A 15,463-nucleotide genomic window follows, 5' to 3' on the forward strand; every position below is an offset into this window, starting at 1 on the left:
AAAAAGGCCAGCCGCAAGGTTGGCCTTTTTCTTTGCGCTCAGTCCGGCGGCGCCTGCGCCGCGCCCAGCACCCGCAGCAGCCGCCAGGCCATCAAGCCCAGCACGCCGACCGCCAGCAGCAGCGCACCCCACAGGATGAAGCGCCGGCTGCGCTGGGTGTCCGAAGGCACGGCCGCCGGCGGCGAAGCCGTCATGCCTGCAATCCGGGCGTCGGCGATCACCGGTGCCGGCCCGGCGAGCAACTCGGCCCGCGCGACCGCCCCGGGTTCTTGCACCGCGCCCGCCGGCTCCCCAACCGCTAGCGAGAACGGCCGCACGCCGCGCGCGACAAAGGTCACCACGGCAGGGCGCCAGCCAAGCGCCAGCACCGGCATGCCGGCGCCAAGCCCACCAGCGCGGGCATCCACGCTCAGGCGCCACAGGCGATCCGTGTTGCGCCCGATCGCCAGCTGGGCGCTTTCCTGCTCGGTGCCCGCCGCGCCGGAAAGACGGTAGAGCTGTGCGCTGCTGACCATGCGCCAGGATGCCTGCGCATCGGGCCGCGACCACAGCGTGGCTTGCACCACCGTGTTGGTCTGCGGCAGGCGAATGCGCACGCGCTCGGCCGGGAAGCGTCCGCCGCTGTCGAACAGGTAATCGCCCCCAGGCTGGGCCTGCGTGGCGACGATGCCGTCGCGCCATTGCAGCGCCAGCGGCGAGGGCAGGCTGGCCGCCACGGTCTCCACCTGCACGCGCGCCGGCACGGGCGGCGCGCCCTGCCACTGCAGCCGCAGGTAACGCGCCCGCAGGCGCCCCAACGCAATGCGGTCCTGGCTCAGCGTGCTGCCCTCGCGGCTCAGCCGCAGCAGCTGCGCGCCGCCCGCGGCTTGCCAGTGCTGCAGGTCGTCGCTGCTGGCAACGTCCACCCTGCCCTGGTAATCGCCATCCGGCAGGCCGATCACCACCGCGCCGGCGTCGTCGCGCAACTGGCTCAGGTCGAGCAGCCATGCCCCGGCAGTGCCGGCTGCGGGCGGGGCGGTGGCGGCGCGCAGCGCGCCGTCGGTCCCGATCACCACGCCCAGGGGCGCGGACTGCCGCGACTGCGCGGCCGGCAGCGCGAACCACGGCACATCGCGCAGCGAGCGTACCTCGGCCGCCGGCTCGGGCGGCAGATCCAGCGCGTAAGGCAGCAATTCGCCTGTGCCGTTGCGCACGCGCAGGTCAGCCAGCCCGGGGCGCGCGCTATGGGTGTAGACATCGGCGTCCAGGGTCACGGCGTAGTACGCTGCGTCGCGTTCGGTCGCCAGCGCGAACCGCTCAGCCCGCGCGGGCAGCGGCAGCAATAGCGATGACAGCAGCGATGGCAACAGCGCGGCCATCAGCATCGGCAGCGCCCGCCCGGCCGCGGTTCGGAAAGCCGCCATCACGTCGCCTCCTCTTGCTTTGGCGGCAGGGGCGAGAAGTAGCCGATCAACAGCAGCAGCACGCCCACGCCGATAAACGAGATGATCCGCTCGATGCCCTTGACGAAGGACAGGTCGAACAGGAACAGCTTGACCACCGTCACCCCCAGCAACGCGCCCCCCACGAACCACAGCGCGCGCGCGCCGCGGCGGGTGGCTGCCACCATGGTGATCAGCGCCAGCACGGTCCAGAACATCGACAGCGACGCCTGTACCAGCGTGGAGCCGCCCAGGCCCTCCAGCGTGTAGGGCACGCCGGCCCAGTGGTGCAGGGTGCGCAGGAGCACGGCGTTTAGCCACAGCAACACCGTGGCGATCGCGGCGTACCCGAGCACGCGCGGCCGCGTGGCCAGGCCCGCGGCGGCAAGCCGGTGCTGCCACAGCGCCACCGCCAGCATGGCAAGCAGCTGGGCAACATCGAGCGGGTTGAGCAGCGGCAGGTAGGAAAGCGGCGCGGCGTCGCCGTCGCTGGACACGCTGGCAATGCTCCACAGCCACAGCAACGCCACCAGCGGCAGCGCGCCATACAACAGGTAAGCACGCTGGAAACGCCCCACCGGCCAACGCAGGCGCCAGCCCCAGGCCGAGAGCAGCGCCAGCAGCCCGCCATAGCCATAGGCCCAGGCGCTCCAGCTCCAGGCGCCCTCCGGCACATAGGCACGCAGCCGCCAGTAAGCTTCGGTGGACAGCAGCACGCACACGGTCCAGAACAACAGAGCATGCATGGGCGCCAGCAAGGCATCGCGTTCATCGTCCTGCTGCCGCCACAGCAGCAGCCAGGCGGCGCCAAACACGATCAGCCAGGCGAGCGCGCCAAAGCCGAGCAAGGGCGACGCCGACGGCACGATGCAGCTAAGCACGGCAAGGACCGCCAGCAGCGGCGCCATGCCCTGCGCCGGCACGCTGGCCAGCGGCCACGCCAGGACGCGCCGCGCCAGGTGCGCCAACCACGCGCTCAGCACCATGAACATCGCCAGCATGTCGAGCAGCGCGCGCACTTGCCAGCCCCGCACGCCATACCAGTGCTGGATTTCGATCACGCCGCCGCCCAGCCACCACAGCAGTCCCCACAACGCCGCCCCCAGGCCGAGCGGCGCGCATGGCGCGGACCAGGCACGCGCCTCGGGCTGCCCGTGCAGGCGCCAGCCGCTGAAAACACCGGCCACCGCCAGCAGCAGCGTGCCCACGTAGCGGCTGTTCAGCACCGGCCACGCCAGTTGCGTGGCCTCGAACAAGCTGCCCGCGGCAAACGCCGCGCCGGCCGCCAGCTGCAGCAGCAGCCCGCTGGCCAGCGCAAGGCGCCGCTGCTGGCGCACCCCCACCCACACCACGGCAGCGCCTTCCACGGCCCATACAGCGCTTGTGGTGCGCCCGTCGAACGCCAGCGGCACCGCCAGCGACGCAAAGATGACGCCCAGCGCCAGCACGGCTTCAAACAGCAGCCCCAGGCGATCGCGGCGCGCCGCCAGCCACGCCGCCAGGCCGAGATAGAACGCCGCGAGCGCCACCGCGCTCCATGCCATGGCAAAAGGAATATTGCGCACCAGCGCGGCCTGCAGCCCCATGGCCAGCAGCGGCGTGCCGAACACCAGCGTACCATCCACGTAGTCCTTCAGGCTGACCCGCCGGCGCAGCGCATAGCGCAGCGCGATGCCCGTATACATCAGGAAAAACAGGATCAGGAAGGGCTCCGTGGTGGCGAGCAGTTCGGGCCGGTAGTTCAGCGCGCCCCAGGCCGTGCCGATGCCAAAGGTAAACGCAAAGCCGAGCAGGTTGAGCTGGCGCCAGGCCCGGAACCAGGCAATGGCAAAGACGCCGGCATTGAGCAGCGCGTAGTAGCTGAACAGCATCACATGGCTGCCGCCGCCCGTTGCGATCAGCACCGGGGCAAGGAAGCCGCCGGCGCTGCCGGTGAACGCCAGCGCCGGGGCGTTCTGCAGCACCGCGAGGCCGCCGGCGAGCGCGCAGATGACCACCATCAGCGCGAACGCGGCCGCGGCCGGCAGCAGGCCATAGAGCTTGGTGGCGGCGAAGACGGTGAGATACAGCACGCCCACGCCACCGCCCTGCAACACCAGCGCATAGGCGGCGCGCCGCTCGCGCAGGCGCCAGCCCGCCAGCAGCAGCAGCACCGCGCCGGCCGCCACGCCAGCCAGCCGGAACTCGACCGGCAGCATGGCGTTGTCGGAGGCGTACTTGAGCAGGAACGCCACGCCGAAGAACAGGATCAGGATGCCCACCCGCACCACGCTGTTGCCGCCAAGCAGCCAGCCGCGCGCGGCGGATATCGCGCGCTCGACGAAATCGGGTTCGCCCGGCCCGAGCGTGGACGAAAGCGGTGGTTCAATGTGGCGCGCGCTTACAGGTGCGGGAGCGGGTGCCAGCGGCGGAGCTGGCGTGGAGTTCGGCACGGGTGCCGCCTCAACCGGGATCGGGATCGCCGCCGGGATGGACGGCACTGGCACGGCGACGCTGGCAGCCGGCTCGAAGGACGGGACATCGCTGGCGGCAACCGTACCCGGCGCTGCGCCAAGGGTCGATGTGGCCGATGGGGTGCCCATGCTCTCGCCGCGCAGGCTCGCCAGCTCGCGCTTGAGCGTGGACAGCTCCTGCTCGAGCCGCAGCACGCGGGCTTCGAGCGGAGCCGCCGCCGCGCCCTGCGCTTCGCCCTCACCAGGAGGCCGGGTGGGCCGGTCGCTGACCATCCAGCCAAAACCGAAGCCCAGGACCGCGCCCGTCAGCGCACCGCCAAACCCGGCCGCCACCATGCCGAGCACCAAGCCAATCACCCCGAATATCCAGCGCATCAGATGAGGTTTCGCCTAAGAAGGTTGGGGAAGGCGGCGGCCGTTGGTGCGGATACTGCGTTTGCCGGCACCCATCACCGCCTGCATCATGCATGTCCAGTGTAACGCCAGACCGACATTTCCAGGCGATTCCGGGCGATTCCAGTCGATATGCGCCGGCTGGGCGCTTAACCGGGGCGGGTTATTCTTCTTCGCCCTCTTTATGGATATTGATCACATGCCGCGCCTCGAACCAGAGCGGCATGCCGGGCGCCATTTCCTCTGTGCAATAAGGCTGGTTGTCCAGCTCGCCACTGTAGAGATCGCCCTCACGGCCGGTCACGACCACCCACATGCGTTCCACGTGCTGCTCCTCGCGGTCCTGCTCGTCAGCAGTGACGATGCGAAAGATCAGCTTCACCAGCTGGCCGGCCTGCAGGGCCTGGCGCTCCGCCAGTGCCGGCACCCAGAACGTCTCGGGGTGCGCCTCGCCGATGACCTCGCCGTCGTCGAGCTGCCAGCCGTCTTCTTCGATGGTCGCCAGTCGTTTTTCCATGTCAGTCCTCTTAATCAATTCGTCCTTTACGGGCGGCATCGTAGCAAATGCGCCCCGAGGCCGCGTGGGCGCGACATGCCGCGCGAGTCGCTTTAAGATGACAGATCGAAGGAGACCGCACCCATGGCAGCAGATAGCAACGTAACAAAAAAGGTGGCAACGAAGGGGCCGAAGAAGGTGCCGACGACGGTGCCGAAGAACGTGGCACCGAAAGCAGCGAAGAAAGCGGCGCTACCGGCTACTAACACCGTGGCGGACACGGAGCGCCAGCGCTGCAGCTGGTGCGGCACGCTGGAAGACTACTGCCACTACCACGATAACGAATGGGGCTTTCCCGTTGACGACGACCGGCGCCTGTTCGAGAAGCTATGCCTGGAAGGTTTCCAGGCCGGCCTGAGCTGGCTCACCATCCTGCGCAAGCGCGAGGCGTTTCGCCGCGCCTTCGCCAACTTCGAGATTGAAAAGGTGGCCCGTTTCGGCGAACGCGATATCCAGCGGCTGCTGGGCGACGCCGGCATCGTGCGGCACCGCGGCAAGATCGAGGCGGCGATCAACAACGCGCAGCGCGCCCTGGAACTGCTGGAGACAGAGCCGTCGCTGGCCGCGTACTTCTGGCGCTTCGAGCCCGATCCGGCCAGCCGCCCCAAGCTGCTGACGCCGGAAGTGCTGCGCACCATGGCCATCTCGCCGGAATCCACCGCGCTGTCCAAGGACCTGAAAAAACGCGGCTGGCGCTTTGTCGGCCCCACCACGATGTACGCGCTGATGCAGGCGATGGGCCTGGTCAACGATCACCGGGAAGGCTGTGCGACGCGAGAGGAGGCCTTGCGCGCAAGGCAAGCGTTCAAGGTGCCGCGAAGGTGAGGTAAACGTCGGGCAGGCGACGGTAGCACGCGACGGCGGCACGTATACCTGCTGGCGAGGATGCCCGTGCAGGTATACGTGCGAAGCGCTGCAACAAAGGCGGGCAGCGTATACGCCCGGCGCAATGGTTGCCCTATGTTTTTCTTTATTGTTTACGTATACCAATATAGTAGTAGTAGGTAAACGGCCCGTTTTCCCGTGGATAAGCCGGTTTTTCCCTTTCTGCTCAATGACTTGCGAATAGGATAAACCCTAGGGAATACCCTGATCTCGCGGGATATCTACTGGACGTATACGTGGCGAGAGAAAATCGCCTCGAAGTTGTTCGTATACACCCCACAACCCACCCCCAGCCCGGGCACAGCTTTCCTGCCCGCTTATCCCCAGGGTTTTGCCAGGTTATCCACAGCCCGGCCGGGATAGTCGCCTCTCGCTTTCATCGATCGCATGTTGTGTCCTGCCCAACCGCGGCCAGCCTGCGTGTCTGTCGTTCTCCAACAGGTTTACCCGGAAAAGTGGCGACGCCTGCGCTATTGGCGCCGCCAGGCGGATGGCATGGTCCATGCGGTTAAGGGTTCAGAGCGCGGCGCCGATGCTCGTTTCCTTCCACGTTCCCACCGTCCCACCCGGAGCCATCGCTCCTTTGGAGAACCGTCATGAAGATCAACCGCAATGCACCACGAGAGAGCCTGCCCTGCTCGCGCATGCAGGCAGGGATGCGAACGCTGCGCCGAGGTGTCCTGTTGATGCGCGTGCTCGCGCTATGCGCGAACAGCATCGCCTATGCCCAGCCCCCCGCACCAGCCCAGTCATTGGTCACGCCCGAGCAGACGTTTGCGCAGGGTTACCTCGAAGCCGTCTCCACCGGCTATGACAACGGCCAGGCGCTGCTGGGATCCGAGGGCATCGCACCCGTGCGGTTGCCGCATTCGCCTAGCCCGCAGATCAGGCCGTCCCCGGCGCCGTCCGCACCGGCACCCACGGCCGCAAATCCGTCGGTGGTCCCGGTTTCGCAAAAGACGCGCCGCGAGTAACCGCGGTGAGCCGTGAGAACGACGTGTGCCCTGCGGGCGCATCAGGGAATGCCGTACCCCCAAAACAAAAAACGCACTACGTCGTTAAACGTAGTGCGTTGTCTTGTACTGCGAATCCTGGTGGACCGAAGGAGGATCGAACTCCCGACCTCTGCATTGCGAACGCAGCGCTCTCCCAGCTGAGCTATCGGCCCGTGACGAACGATTGTAGCTCAGTTTTTCGCGGCTGTTCAATCACGTTGCCATGCCTGCGTTGCCGGTCATGCCGCGCACCGTGGGCAGGTTCAACGGGCGGGCGGTGACCTCGCCGGAGGCGCGCAGCCACTGGGCCATCAGGTCCCAGATCGGCGGGCTGCCGCTCTGGCGGGCGTCCTCCGAGACGGGTGCCCAGCCGGCTACCTTGTAGGTCTTGGCGGCGTCGATGGGCTGGCCCTTGAGGCGCATCTCGGTGATGCGTTTTCCCATCGACGCGGTGGGGTCGATGGTGTATTGCAGGCCACCCACGCGCACCATGTCGCCGCCTTGCTGGTAGTAGGGATCGGGGTTGAACAGGTTGTCGGCCACGTCTTCGAGGATGGTCTTGATGGTCTCGCCGCTCATCGCGGTGACGGTGGTGTGGGGATACGTGATGGCGGTCTGGTCCATCAGGTGTTCCATGGTGATGGCCTGCCCGGGCAGCAGCGTGGTGCCCCAGCGAAAGCCCGGCGAGAAGGCGATCTCGGCGCCCTGCACGTCCATCAGGCCGTCCAGGATCAACTGGTCGAACGTGCCGTTGAAGTTGCCGCGTCGATATAGCAGGCCGCTGTTGCGCGCCAGCACTTCGCCGAGTTGCTTCTCATACGGCGCGCGCACCTTGGCGATGAGCGCGTCCATGGCGGGATCGGCTGCGAGATAGTTGGCGAAGACCGGCAGCAGGCGGTAGCGCAAGCCGCTGACCTTGCCGCCCTTGACGTCGAAGTCGAGCACGCCGAGGAACTTGCCGTTGGAGCCGGCGTTGGTCACCAGCGTGGTGCCCCCGGCGTTGCTGACTGGCACCGGCGCCGGCATGCCGTCGTGCGTGTGGCCGCCGAGGATAGCGTCGAGCCCGCGCACGCGCGAGGCGAGCTTGAGGTCCACGTCCATGCCGTTGTGCGACAGCAGCACGACCACCTGCGCGCCCTTGCCGCGCGCCTGGTCGATGACCTGCTGCAGGTTTTCTTCCTGGATGCCAAAGGTCCAGTCTGGCGTGAAGTAGCGCGGGTTGGCGATCGGTGTGTAGGGGAACGCCTGGCCAATGATGGCCACCGGCACGCCGTTCATCTCGCGGATCACGTAGGGGTCGAAGACGGGATCGCCGAAATCGTTGGTCTTGATGTTCTGCGCCAGGAAGGCGACCTTGCCCTTGAAGTCGCGCTCAACGATCTCGGTGACGCGCTCGGCGCCGAGCGTCATCTCCCAGTGCGGGGTCATCACGTCCACGCCCAGCGCCAGCGCGGCGTCGACCATGTCTTGCCCGCGCGTCCACAGTGCGGTGGCGGAACCCTGCCAGGTGTCGCCGCCGTCGAGCAGCAGCGCGCCGGGCCGCCCGGCCTTGAGCTGCTTGACCAGCGTGGCGAGGTGGGCGAAGCCGCCAACCTTGCCGTAGCGGCGCGCGGCTTCGGTGAAATCGAGATAGGTGAAGGCGTGGGCCTGCGCGCTGCCGGGGGCGATGCCGTAGTGGCGCAGGAAGGCCTGCCCGACGAGGTGCGGCGGCTTGCCCGCGTAGTCGCCCACGCCGAGGTTGACGTTGGGCTCGCGGAAATGCAGCGGGCGCAGTTGTGCGTGGCAATCGGTGAAATGCAGCAGGTGCACATTGCCGAAGCGCGGCACGTCATAGAGCTTGCCGGCGGCCTGCGCGGCTTGTGCGTCGGTGGCGGGAAAGGTCATGCCGCCGGCGCCGGCGATAGCCAGCACCTGCAGGAACTCGCGTCGGTTCATTGTCTCGTCCTGTGCATGTCATGCGCCGGTGTCTGGCTCTTGCGACCCGGCATCTTGTGGCCGATGTGGCCGATATGGCCAATGCGGCTACTTCTGCGTTGGCGTGGCGTACCTGGCCAGCGCCGCGACTTCCTCTTCCAGCATCTCGCCGACCTCCTTCTGCACGACCTTGCCGTGGGCGTCGATCACGTACAGCTCGGGCAGGCCGCGGCGCTTGCCGAGCGCGGCGCGCAGCGCGGGCGTGTCCATCGCGGCCGGGAAGGTGTAGCCGTGTTTCGCCATGTAGGTAGTGGCGTCGCGAGGGTCCTTGTCGATGCTGACCGCCAGCACCTGCAGCCCGCCGCGCGCGCCGCCGGTGCTCTCAAAGAGCTTTTGCAGGCGCGGGTTCTGCAGTGCGCAGAAGGGGCACCACGATGCCCAGACTTCCACCACCAGCGGCCTGCCGGCCAGGTCGGCGGGCGTCACGACCCGGCCGTCGAGCAACTGCACCGGCGGCAGGCGCACGGTGTCGCCCACCTCCAGCGCGGCGGCCGCGCCGCTCCAGGCCAGTGCGGCAAGCAGCAGCACGCGCGCGCGCCGGAGGGAGCCTGCCATGCGGCTGGGTGTCATTGCGCAGCCTTACTGGTTGACCGGCGAGGCGGGGTCCAGCAGCAGTGCCATCACGTCGCGGATCTGCTGCTCGGTGAGGATGCCCTTGTGCCCGAAGCGCGGCATGTTGGAACAGGCCGCGAACGCGCTGGAATCCCAGATCTTGCCCCAGGTGTACTTGATCACCGCCTCGGAGTCGCCGCGCAGCTTGCCGTACTGGTACAGCGACGGGCCGATATTGCCAAACGAGATCTCGGCCTTGGTCATCTGGTGGCAGGCGTAGCAGTTAGCGCCGTTGGGGCTGCCGACTGCGTCGGAGAACTGCATGCCGCGCCCGTTCTGGGCGGTCTTCTCGCCTTCCTTCCAGTCGCCCAGCCATTGCTTGTCGGCGGGGTACTTGATCTGCTTGAACTCGGCGGCCTCGATCTTCCTGGCCACCGCGGCCGGCACCTTGGAGCGGTCGGGGTAGTCGCTGCAAGCCTTCTGCATGGCGTCGCGATCGAGCACGCCTTCGACCGTGGCGGGGCCCTTGGAGGTGAAGGAGCTTTCGATCAGCTTCTTCATGTCGGCGTCGCTGACGGCGGCGACCTTGGCGGTGACGTTCGCAGGCTTTGTGGCCTTGGCCGGCTTGGCGCTGTCCTCCGCGTGAGCCATGCCACCCATGCAGGCCAGCATGGCGAACGTGGCCAGCGTGCCTTGTGCGTATTTATGCGCTTGTTTCATCTCTGCTCTCCCTTGCCTCAGCGCTTCATGGCCGGACCGTCGTACGTGCCGCCGTTTGCGTTCCTGGCAAGGAACAGGCTCAGCGCGGTGATCACGTCGGAGCCATAGGCGGGTTCGGGAAAGCGCTGCTGGCGCAGGCAGTCATAGAGGCGGTGCTGCATCGAGCGTACCTCGCCCTGCGAGACGCGATAGGCGGGCCACGTGGTGTACGCGGCTTGCGCGCCTTGCTTGGTCAGCAGGTTGGGCAGCTCTTGCAGGCGGATGCGCTGGCCGTCCACGGCGTGGCAGGTGGCGCAGGCGAAGTCGTAGGCGCCGCCACGGTAGAAGAACATCTTCTGGCCGAGGGCGTACACGCGCTTTTCTTCGGGATGGTTCAGCTCCACGTTCATCTTGATGCCGCGCGACTCGCCGGCCACGAAGGCCACCAGGCGCTCGATGTCGGAGGGCTTGCCGGTGGAGGCGAAGGGATTCTTCAGGGCCTCTTCCTGGGTCAGGCCCTGCAGCGTCACGCGGCAGTAGGCCAGGCGTTGCTCCAGGTCCATCACGCGCCCGGTATCCTTGAACAGGCGCGGCAACTCGGCGTAGGCGCCCTTGGTCACGCCGGGGCCCTTACCCAGGTCGCATTGCTCGAGCGAGGCGTTCTTGGGGCCGGCGGGCTTTTTCCAGAGTTCCTCGCCGGCGGCTTCCCACAATTCTGCGGGGTTGCCCTCGGCGAGCATCTGCCGGTACTTGGCGATTTCCTCGGCGGTGCTGCCCTGGGCGTGCACCGCCGCGGCGGCGAGCGCCACGGTGCCGGCCAGCGCCAGCGCGGCGCCGGTGTGGCGGCGTCTGATCGTGTTCATGGGGCTTCTCCTCGGGGCCTCGGGAGCCTGCCGCCGTGTGGCGCCAGGCCGCGCGGGCCCATCTTATGGCTTGTCTTCCCGTTATCGGCGCCCGGTGCGGGCCGGCTCTTGCGCGGGTGCTGCTTACAACCTGTCTGCTTACATCCTGTATTTACGGCTTGCGTACTTACGGCTTGATATAGGCATAGCCTTCATCGAACTGCAGTTTGGCCACTTCCACCACGCCAGCCTGTACCACCTTGGCCTCCATCAGCAGGCTGGACTCCGGAATCTTGCGCGCCGTGAGCGTATTGCGGCAAACGCGGAACTCGACGCCGGAACTGGCCAGCGCGCCGACCGCCGCCTCGAAGGTGTTGCCACGTGCGTCACGCGCGCCTTCCACGATGAAGTCCACGCCGTAGCCAAACGCCACCACCACGATCTTGGTATCCGGCGCGGCGTTCAGGTGGTTGCGCAGGTTGGCCATGGCGCGCACCGCCTGGTCCGTGCCTTCGGACAGCTGGTAGACCACCTTGACGCGCCCGCCCTTGCCGGCGGCCGCCGGCGCCGCTTGCGCCGCCGCCTTGGCAGTCAAGCCGATCGCCGCCAGCGCCGCCGTTGCTCGAATAAATGCTCGCCGCATGATTGCTATCCTTCCGGTCGCGCCCCCGCGCGCACCATGCGCCGGCCCGGGCCCGACATTCGACCTGAACCATAGCAGAGGATGCCGCTGCCCGCTCGGCCAGGCCGGCACCGACCCGTACCCGGTCCGATCAGGAAATGGTCGCTTCGTCGGTCCGCTTGTCGCCGCGGTTGTCGACCCAGGTCACCGTGACCTTGTCGCCCTTGGCGCCGCCCTTGAACTTGAAGTTCAGGAAGGGATCCTTGGATACCGCCGGGCCGAACTGGGCCTGGAATACGTCCTTGCCTTTGCACTGCGCCGTCACGCTCTGGATATGCCAGGCGGGAATGATCTTGCCGGACGCGTCCTTGCGCTGGCCGGTTTCCATGTCGTGCTTCATCAGGATCTTGACGTCGACCACACCGCCGCTCTCGGCGGCACGTACGCGCATCGGGTCTGCCATGTTCTTTCCTCTTTCAGGTAATGGTGGGGCGGGAAATCCGCTTGGGTGGATGGGAGCGTGGCCTCAGCCGCCGCAGCCACCCAGCGTCACCTTGATTTCCTTGGACGCCACGTACCATTTGCCGCCGGCCTTGACGGCGGCGTACACCATCGAGGTCTGGCCCATCTTCACCCGCGTGGAGACGAAGGGCTCGGTGCCGGCCGGGATGACGAAATCCGCTGCCAGCGTGTTGGGATTCTTTTCCACCAGGATGGCGATCTGCTCGGTGCCAGGGATGTTGCTGGTCACGGCGACCGGCACCACGGCGCCGTTCTCGGCGATGTCGGGGGCGGTAAAGACAATGGCGGTGCTCTTCTCGGTGCCGCTGCCGCCAAATGCCTTGATGACGTCGGCCACGCTCTTGCCGTCGAAGGCGGTCTTGTTCCACTCCGCCGCCTGCGCCTTGCTGATCAGGCCGGTGGCGGCCATCAGTGCGAGCACGGAGGTGACCCGCAATACGTCTCGTCGTTTTGAATGCATTGTTTCCTCTTCTCCTGCGTTTTCCGTTCCGGCTTGGTTTTCTGTTGGCCTGCCGCGCCTTTTTCGCGCCGCAGCGGGCGGTGCATCGCCGCCCTCGCACAGGGGCGCCAGCGGCGCCCCTTTGGTCCCGAAGCCGTAACCGGTCCGGGCAGGGCTTGCCCTGGCTGTGCTTACTTGGCCGGGGCGCCTGCCAGCACCCACTCCACGACCGTCTTCAGGTCGGCGTCGCTCAATGCGGCATTGGCGGGCATCGGCACGGGGCCCCAGACGCCAGCACCACCACTCTTGACCTTCTTGGTCAGCGTTGCCAGCGCGTTCTTGTCGCCCTTGTACTTGGCCGCCACGTCCTTGTAGGCCGGGCCAACCAGCTTCTTGTCGACCTGGTGGCAGCCCATGCAGGCGTTCTTGTTGGCGATTTCCTGGGCCTTGGCGGCATCGACTGCAGCGTTGGCCGAGGCGGCGCAGGCCAGCATCAGCGTTGCGATGACAAACTGCTTCATGGATATGCTCCGAACTTTGAAGAGCCGTGGGGACGGCGAAAAGCCCGCTCGCTGCCAGTGTTGCCTGTCGGCACGGCCGGCGCGGCGGCGCGCTGGCCGCGCCACGGGGCGGCCAGTCCGCTATTTTGCCTCAAGAATCCACCCCACCACGGTGCGCAGGTCGGAATCGGGAATCTGCGCCTGAGGCGGCATCGGCATGCTGCCCCAGGCGCCCTGCCCGCCTGCCCGGATCTTGTGGACGAGCGCGTCCTGTGCATCCTGCCCCTTGTACTTGCGCGCGACCTCGGCAAAGCTCGGACCGACCAGCTTGCGATCGGTGGCATGGCAGGCCATGCACTGGTACTGGCTGGCCAGCTTCGCACCCGCCGTCTCGCCGGGTGTGGCCGAGGTGGCCGGGATGGCGGCCGCGGGTGCGCTGGCGCCGCCGCCGGCAGCCCAGCCGCGCGTGGGCCCTACGGTGCGCTGTTGCGCCGCCAGGTCGCCGTGGGCATCGCGGGCATAGGCCGGCATGGTCGACACGATCTTGACCGTGGGCGCGCAATCCTTCATGCACGCCGTATTGCGCGTATCCGCCTGGCCCCGCCCGGGCCACAGGCCGTGCTGCAGGGTCATGCCATTGCGGTTCGGCATTTTTTGCTGCACTTCGGCGATATTGCCGTCCGACAGCGTGAAGTCCGCCGGCACGATATCGCCCAGGTTGAGCAGGTAGGCCGTGACTGCGTAGACGTCGTCGGCGGACAGGCTCCGGGGCGCGTTCCACGGCATCGCACGGTGGATGTAGTCCCACAGGGTGCTGACCGTGCTGACCTTCATCAGCGTGGTGCGGTACGGCTGGTTGCCGGTCAGCGAGGCCACCCGGCCACGCTGGATATCCTCGGCGCTGGTGCCGCCGACGATGGGCGAGAACACCTCGTTGGACTCACCGAAGTCGCCATGGCACGAGGCGCATTTGCCGTCCCAGATTGTTTGTCCCTGCGACACCGTGCCGCTGCCCTTGGGCAGGCCCTGGAAGTCGGGGCGCACATCGATATCCCAGGCCTTGACCTCGGCCGGCGTGGCAGTGCGGCCGAGCGCCGCACGCGCGCTGCCGTCCGGCGCGGCGGCCATCGCCGCTGGCCCGCACAGCGCGGCGGCGATGGCCAGGAGTGCCGCGCGCCCGGCGCTAGTCAACGTGGACATTGGAGACCTCGCCGCCATCGGCCACCTGCCAGCTCTGGATGGCGTTGTTGTGATAGATCGAGCGCGCCCCCCGCACCGCGCGCAGCTGCGCCAGGCGGGGCTGCACGTAGCCGGTCTCGTCGATGGCGCGGCTCTGCAGGATGGCCGGGGAGCCGTCCCACACCCAGTCCAGGTTGAAGCGCGTCAGGCATTTGGACAGCACGGGCGTTTCCAGCCTTGCGGTGCGCCAGTTGCGCCCGCCGTCGACCGAGACATCGACGCGCTTCACGCGCCCGCGCCCGGACCACGCCAGGCCGCTGATGTTGTAGAAGCCGCGCCCCACCAGCTGCTGCCCGCCGGAGGGCGTGGTGATGACGGACTTGCACTCCTGGATCGAGGTGTACTGGCGCAGCATGCCGTCGGGCATCATGTCCACGTAGTGCACGGTCTCGTCCTTGGTGTTCCACGGCTGGTCGCCGAGCTCCAGCCTGCGCAGCCACTTGACCCACGACACGCCCTGCACGCCGGGCACCACCAGCCGCAGCGGGTAGCCGTTTTCGGGGCGCAGCATCTCGCCGTTCATGCCCCAGGCGACGATGATCTCGTCGGCCAGCGCCATCGGGATGGTGCGGGTCATGCCTGAACCGTCGCCGCCCTCGGCCAGCAGATAGCGCCCGCGCTTGAAGTCCGCGCCGGCATCGTCGAGCAGGACCTTGAGCGGCACGCCGGTGAACTCGCAGCACGACAGCATGCCGTGGGTGTATTGCACCGTGGGCACCGCCACGTTGCCCCATTCCATGCCGGTATTGGCCCCGCACTCGATGAAGTGCATGCGCGACACCGCGGGCAGGCGCATCAGGTCGTCCATGGTGTAGACGCGTGGCGCCTTCACCAGGCCGTTGATCATCAGGCGGTGGCGGGCCGGATCGATGTCCTGCCAGCCTTGATGATGGCGCTCGAAGTGCAGGCCGTTGGGCGTGATGATGCCGAAGAAGCCTTGCAGCGGGGCAAAGGAGACCGAGGCCGCCGATACCCGCGTCAGGCCTGGCGACTCGCGGCGCACCAGGTTTTTCTCGAACGGCGACGGCTGGCCGTAGGGATGCGCGGCAACCGGCTGGCCGAGCGTGGTGGCCCAGGGTTGCGGGGTGAGGATGGCGTCGTCGCCGGCAACGCCATCCGCTGCGCGGGCCCGGCTGGCGACGCCAGCGGCCAGCGCGGCTGCGGCGCCCAGGAAGCTCTTGCGCAGGAAGTCGCGGCGAGGGCTGTCGGACGCGCCTACGCCATGCTGCGTGATGTCCTGCTGCAGCGAGGCGCTGACGAAATGCTCCGGCGCACGCACGATGCGCCCGGGGCGGCTCTGTTGCGGCACTGCGGTCTCCTCCGGCTCGCGCGTGCGGCGCCAGAGGCACCGTCGGCGAACCTGTTGTGGGT

At 67.6% G+C, this 15,463-nt stretch carries 15 protein-coding genes and 1 tRNA gene; 2 read left to right on the plus strand and 14 right to left on the minus strand.

Annotated elements, in window-relative coordinates:
- Window positions 1-38: 38 nt before the first annotated feature.
- From AC07XB_RS16700 to AC07XB_RS16710, 3 genes are all read right to left on the minus strand, one after another.
- Window positions 39-1,403, minus strand: a complete 1,365-nt coding sequence (locus AC07XB_RS16700) for a DUF3999 domain-containing protein (RefSeq protein WP_492828708.1) — start codon at window positions 1,401-1,403, stop codon at window positions 39-41.
- A complete protein-coding gene (locus AC07XB_RS16705) occupies window positions 1,403-4,249 on the minus strand; it encodes a DUF2339 domain-containing protein (RefSeq protein WP_492828706.1) in 2,847 nt (948 codons plus the stop codon). Before AC07XB_RS16705 ends, AC07XB_RS16700 begins: the two co-directional genes overlap by 1 nt.
- A 181-nt stretch (window positions 4,250-4,430) precedes the next feature.
- Window positions 4,431-4,784, minus strand: a complete 354-nt coding sequence (locus tag AC07XB_RS16710; RefSeq protein ID WP_043350474.1) for a hypothetical protein — start codon at window positions 4,782-4,784, stop codon at window positions 4,431-4,433.
- A 123-nt stretch (window positions 4,785-4,907) separates the two neighbouring features.
- Between AC07XB_RS16710 and AC07XB_RS16715 the strand changes: the two genes are divergently transcribed.
- Both AC07XB_RS16715 and AC07XB_RS16720 read left to right on the plus strand, forming a co-directional pair.
- Complete coding sequence (locus tag AC07XB_RS16715; protein ID WP_492374172.1) at window positions 4,908-5,648, plus strand: DNA-3-methyladenine glycosylase I; 741 nt, start codon at window positions 4,908-4,910, stop codon at window positions 5,646-5,648.
- Window positions 5,649-6,304: 656 nt separating this feature from the next.
- On the plus strand, window positions 6,305-6,682 hold the full coding sequence (locus AC07XB_RS16720; RefSeq protein WP_492374171.1) for a hypothetical protein: 378 nt from the start codon (window positions 6,305-6,307) through the stop codon (window positions 6,680-6,682).
- A gap of 118 nt (window positions 6,683-6,800) precedes the next feature.
- On the opposite strand, the gene AC07XB_RS16725 is transcribed toward AC07XB_RS16720, so the two are convergent.
- From AC07XB_RS16725 to soxC, 11 genes are all read right to left on the minus strand, one after another.
- A tRNA-Ala gene (locus AC07XB_RS16725) sits at window positions 6,801-6,876 on the minus strand.
- A gap of 40 nt (window positions 6,877-6,916) precedes the next feature.
- Window positions 6,917-8,638, minus strand: coding sequence for a thiosulfohydrolase SoxB (soxB, locus tag AC07XB_RS16730; RefSeq protein WP_492811504.1), 1,722 nt, complete (start codon window positions 8,636-8,638; stop codon window positions 6,917-6,919).
- Window positions 8,639-8,725: 87 nt separating this feature from the next.
- Window positions 8,726-9,232 (minus strand): TlpA family protein disulfide reductase, encoded by a 507-nt coding sequence (locus AC07XB_RS16735; RefSeq protein ID WP_492374153.1) that lies wholly within the window; start codon window positions 9,230-9,232, stop codon window positions 8,726-8,728.
- Window positions 9,233-9,256: 24 nt separating this feature from the next.
- Window positions 9,257-9,901, minus strand: a complete 645-nt coding sequence (gene soxX, locus AC07XB_RS16740; protein ID WP_492374178.1) for a sulfur oxidation c-type cytochrome SoxX — start codon at window positions 9,899-9,901, stop codon at window positions 9,257-9,259.
- A gap of 65 nt (window positions 9,902-9,966) precedes the next feature.
- A complete protein-coding gene (gene soxA, locus AC07XB_RS16745) occupies window positions 9,967-10,791 on the minus strand; it encodes a sulfur oxidation c-type cytochrome SoxA (protein ID WP_492374152.1) in 825 nt (274 codons plus the stop codon).
- Window positions 10,792-10,957: 166 nt separating this feature from the next.
- Window positions 10,958-11,413: a DsrE family protein gene (locus tag AC07XB_RS16750; protein ID WP_492828704.1), complete on the minus strand. Its 456-nt coding sequence runs from the start codon at window positions 11,411-11,413 to the stop codon at window positions 10,958-10,960.
- A 130-nt stretch (window positions 11,414-11,543) separates the two neighbouring features.
- Entirely contained in the window at window positions 11,544-11,855 is a 312-nt protein-coding gene (gene soxZ / locus AC07XB_RS16755) for a thiosulfate oxidation carrier complex protein SoxZ (RefSeq protein WP_150991211.1), read from the minus strand.
- A gap of 63 nt (window positions 11,856-11,918) precedes the next feature.
- Window positions 11,919-12,374 (minus strand): thiosulfate oxidation carrier protein SoxY, encoded by a 456-nt coding sequence (gene soxY / locus AC07XB_RS16760; RefSeq protein WP_492828702.1) that lies wholly within the window; start codon window positions 12,372-12,374, stop codon window positions 11,919-11,921.
- 170 nt (window positions 12,375-12,544) lie between these two features.
- Window positions 12,545-12,874, minus strand: coding sequence for a c-type cytochrome (locus AC07XB_RS16765; RefSeq protein WP_150991213.1), 330 nt, complete (start codon window positions 12,872-12,874; stop codon window positions 12,545-12,547).
- A gap of 120 nt (window positions 12,875-12,994) precedes the next feature.
- Window positions 12,995-14,053, minus strand: a complete 1,059-nt coding sequence (locus tag AC07XB_RS16770; RefSeq protein WP_492811499.1) for a c-type cytochrome — start codon at window positions 14,051-14,053, stop codon at window positions 12,995-12,997.
- The gene (gene soxC, locus AC07XB_RS16775; protein ID WP_492374150.1) at window positions 14,037-15,401 is read right to left on the minus strand and encodes a sulfite dehydrogenase; all 1,365 of its coding nucleotides are present in this window, start codon (window positions 15,399-15,401) and stop codon (window positions 14,037-14,039) included. Before soxC ends, AC07XB_RS16770 begins: the two co-directional genes overlap by 17 nt.
- Between the last annotated feature and the right edge of the window lie 62 nt (window positions 15,402-15,463).

The organism is Cupriavidus sp. GW821-FHT02F09, from assembly GCF_059421605.1.

What these genes read in the sequence shown, in the direction of transcription:
- AC07XB_RS16700 (WP_492828708.1), bottom strand. Translation starts at nt 1,403, where the DNA reads ATGGCGGCTTTCCGAACCGCGGCCGGGCGGGCGCTGCCGATGCTGATG.
- AC07XB_RS16705 (WP_492828706.1), bottom strand. Translation starts at nt 4,249, where the DNA reads ATGCGCTGGATATTCGGGGTGATTGGCTTGGTGCTCGGCATGGTGGCG.
- AC07XB_RS16710 (WP_043350474.1), bottom strand. Translation starts at nt 4,784, where the DNA reads ATGGAAAAACGACTGGCGACCATCGAAGAAGACGGCTGGCAGCTCGAC.
- AC07XB_RS16715 (WP_492374172.1), top strand. Translation starts at nt 4,908, where the DNA reads ATGGCAGCAGATAGCAACGTAACAAAAAAGGTGGCAACGAAGGGGCCG.
- AC07XB_RS16720 (WP_492374171.1), top strand. Translation starts at nt 6,305, where the DNA reads ATGAAGATCAACCGCAATGCACCACGAGAGAGCCTGCCCTGCTCGCGC.
- soxB (WP_492811504.1), bottom strand. Translation starts at nt 8,638, where the DNA reads ATGAACCGACGCGAGTTCCTGCAGGTGCTGGCTATCGCCGGCGCCGGC.
- AC07XB_RS16735 (WP_492374153.1), bottom strand. Translation starts at nt 9,232, where the DNA reads ATGGCAGGCTCCCTCCGGCGCGCGCGCGTGCTGCTGCTTGCCGCACTG.
- soxX (WP_492374178.1), bottom strand. Translation starts at nt 9,901, where the DNA reads ATGCTGGCCTGCATGGGTGGCATGGCTCACGCGGAGGACAGCGCCAAG.
- soxA (WP_492374152.1), bottom strand. Translation starts at nt 10,791, where the DNA reads ATGAACACGATCAGACGCCGCCACACCGGCGCCGCGCTGGCGCTGGCC.
- AC07XB_RS16750 (WP_492828704.1), bottom strand. Translation starts at nt 11,413, where the DNA reads ATGCGGCGAGCATTTATTCGAGCAACGGCGGCGCTGGCGGCGATCGGC.
- soxZ (WP_150991211.1), bottom strand. Translation starts at nt 11,855, where the DNA reads ATGGCAGACCCGATGCGCGTACGTGCCGCCGAGAGCGGCGGTGTGGTC.
- soxY (WP_492828702.1), bottom strand. Translation starts at nt 12,374, where the DNA reads ATGCATTCAAAACGACGAGACGTATTGCGGGTCACCTCCGTGCTCGCA.
- AC07XB_RS16765 (WP_150991213.1), bottom strand. Translation starts at nt 12,874, where the DNA reads ATGAAGCAGTTTGTCATCGCAACGCTGATGCTGGCCTGCGCCGCCTCG.
- AC07XB_RS16770 (WP_492811499.1), bottom strand. Translation starts at nt 14,053, where the DNA reads ATGTCCACGTTGACTAGCGCCGGGCGCGCGGCACTCCTGGCCATCGCC.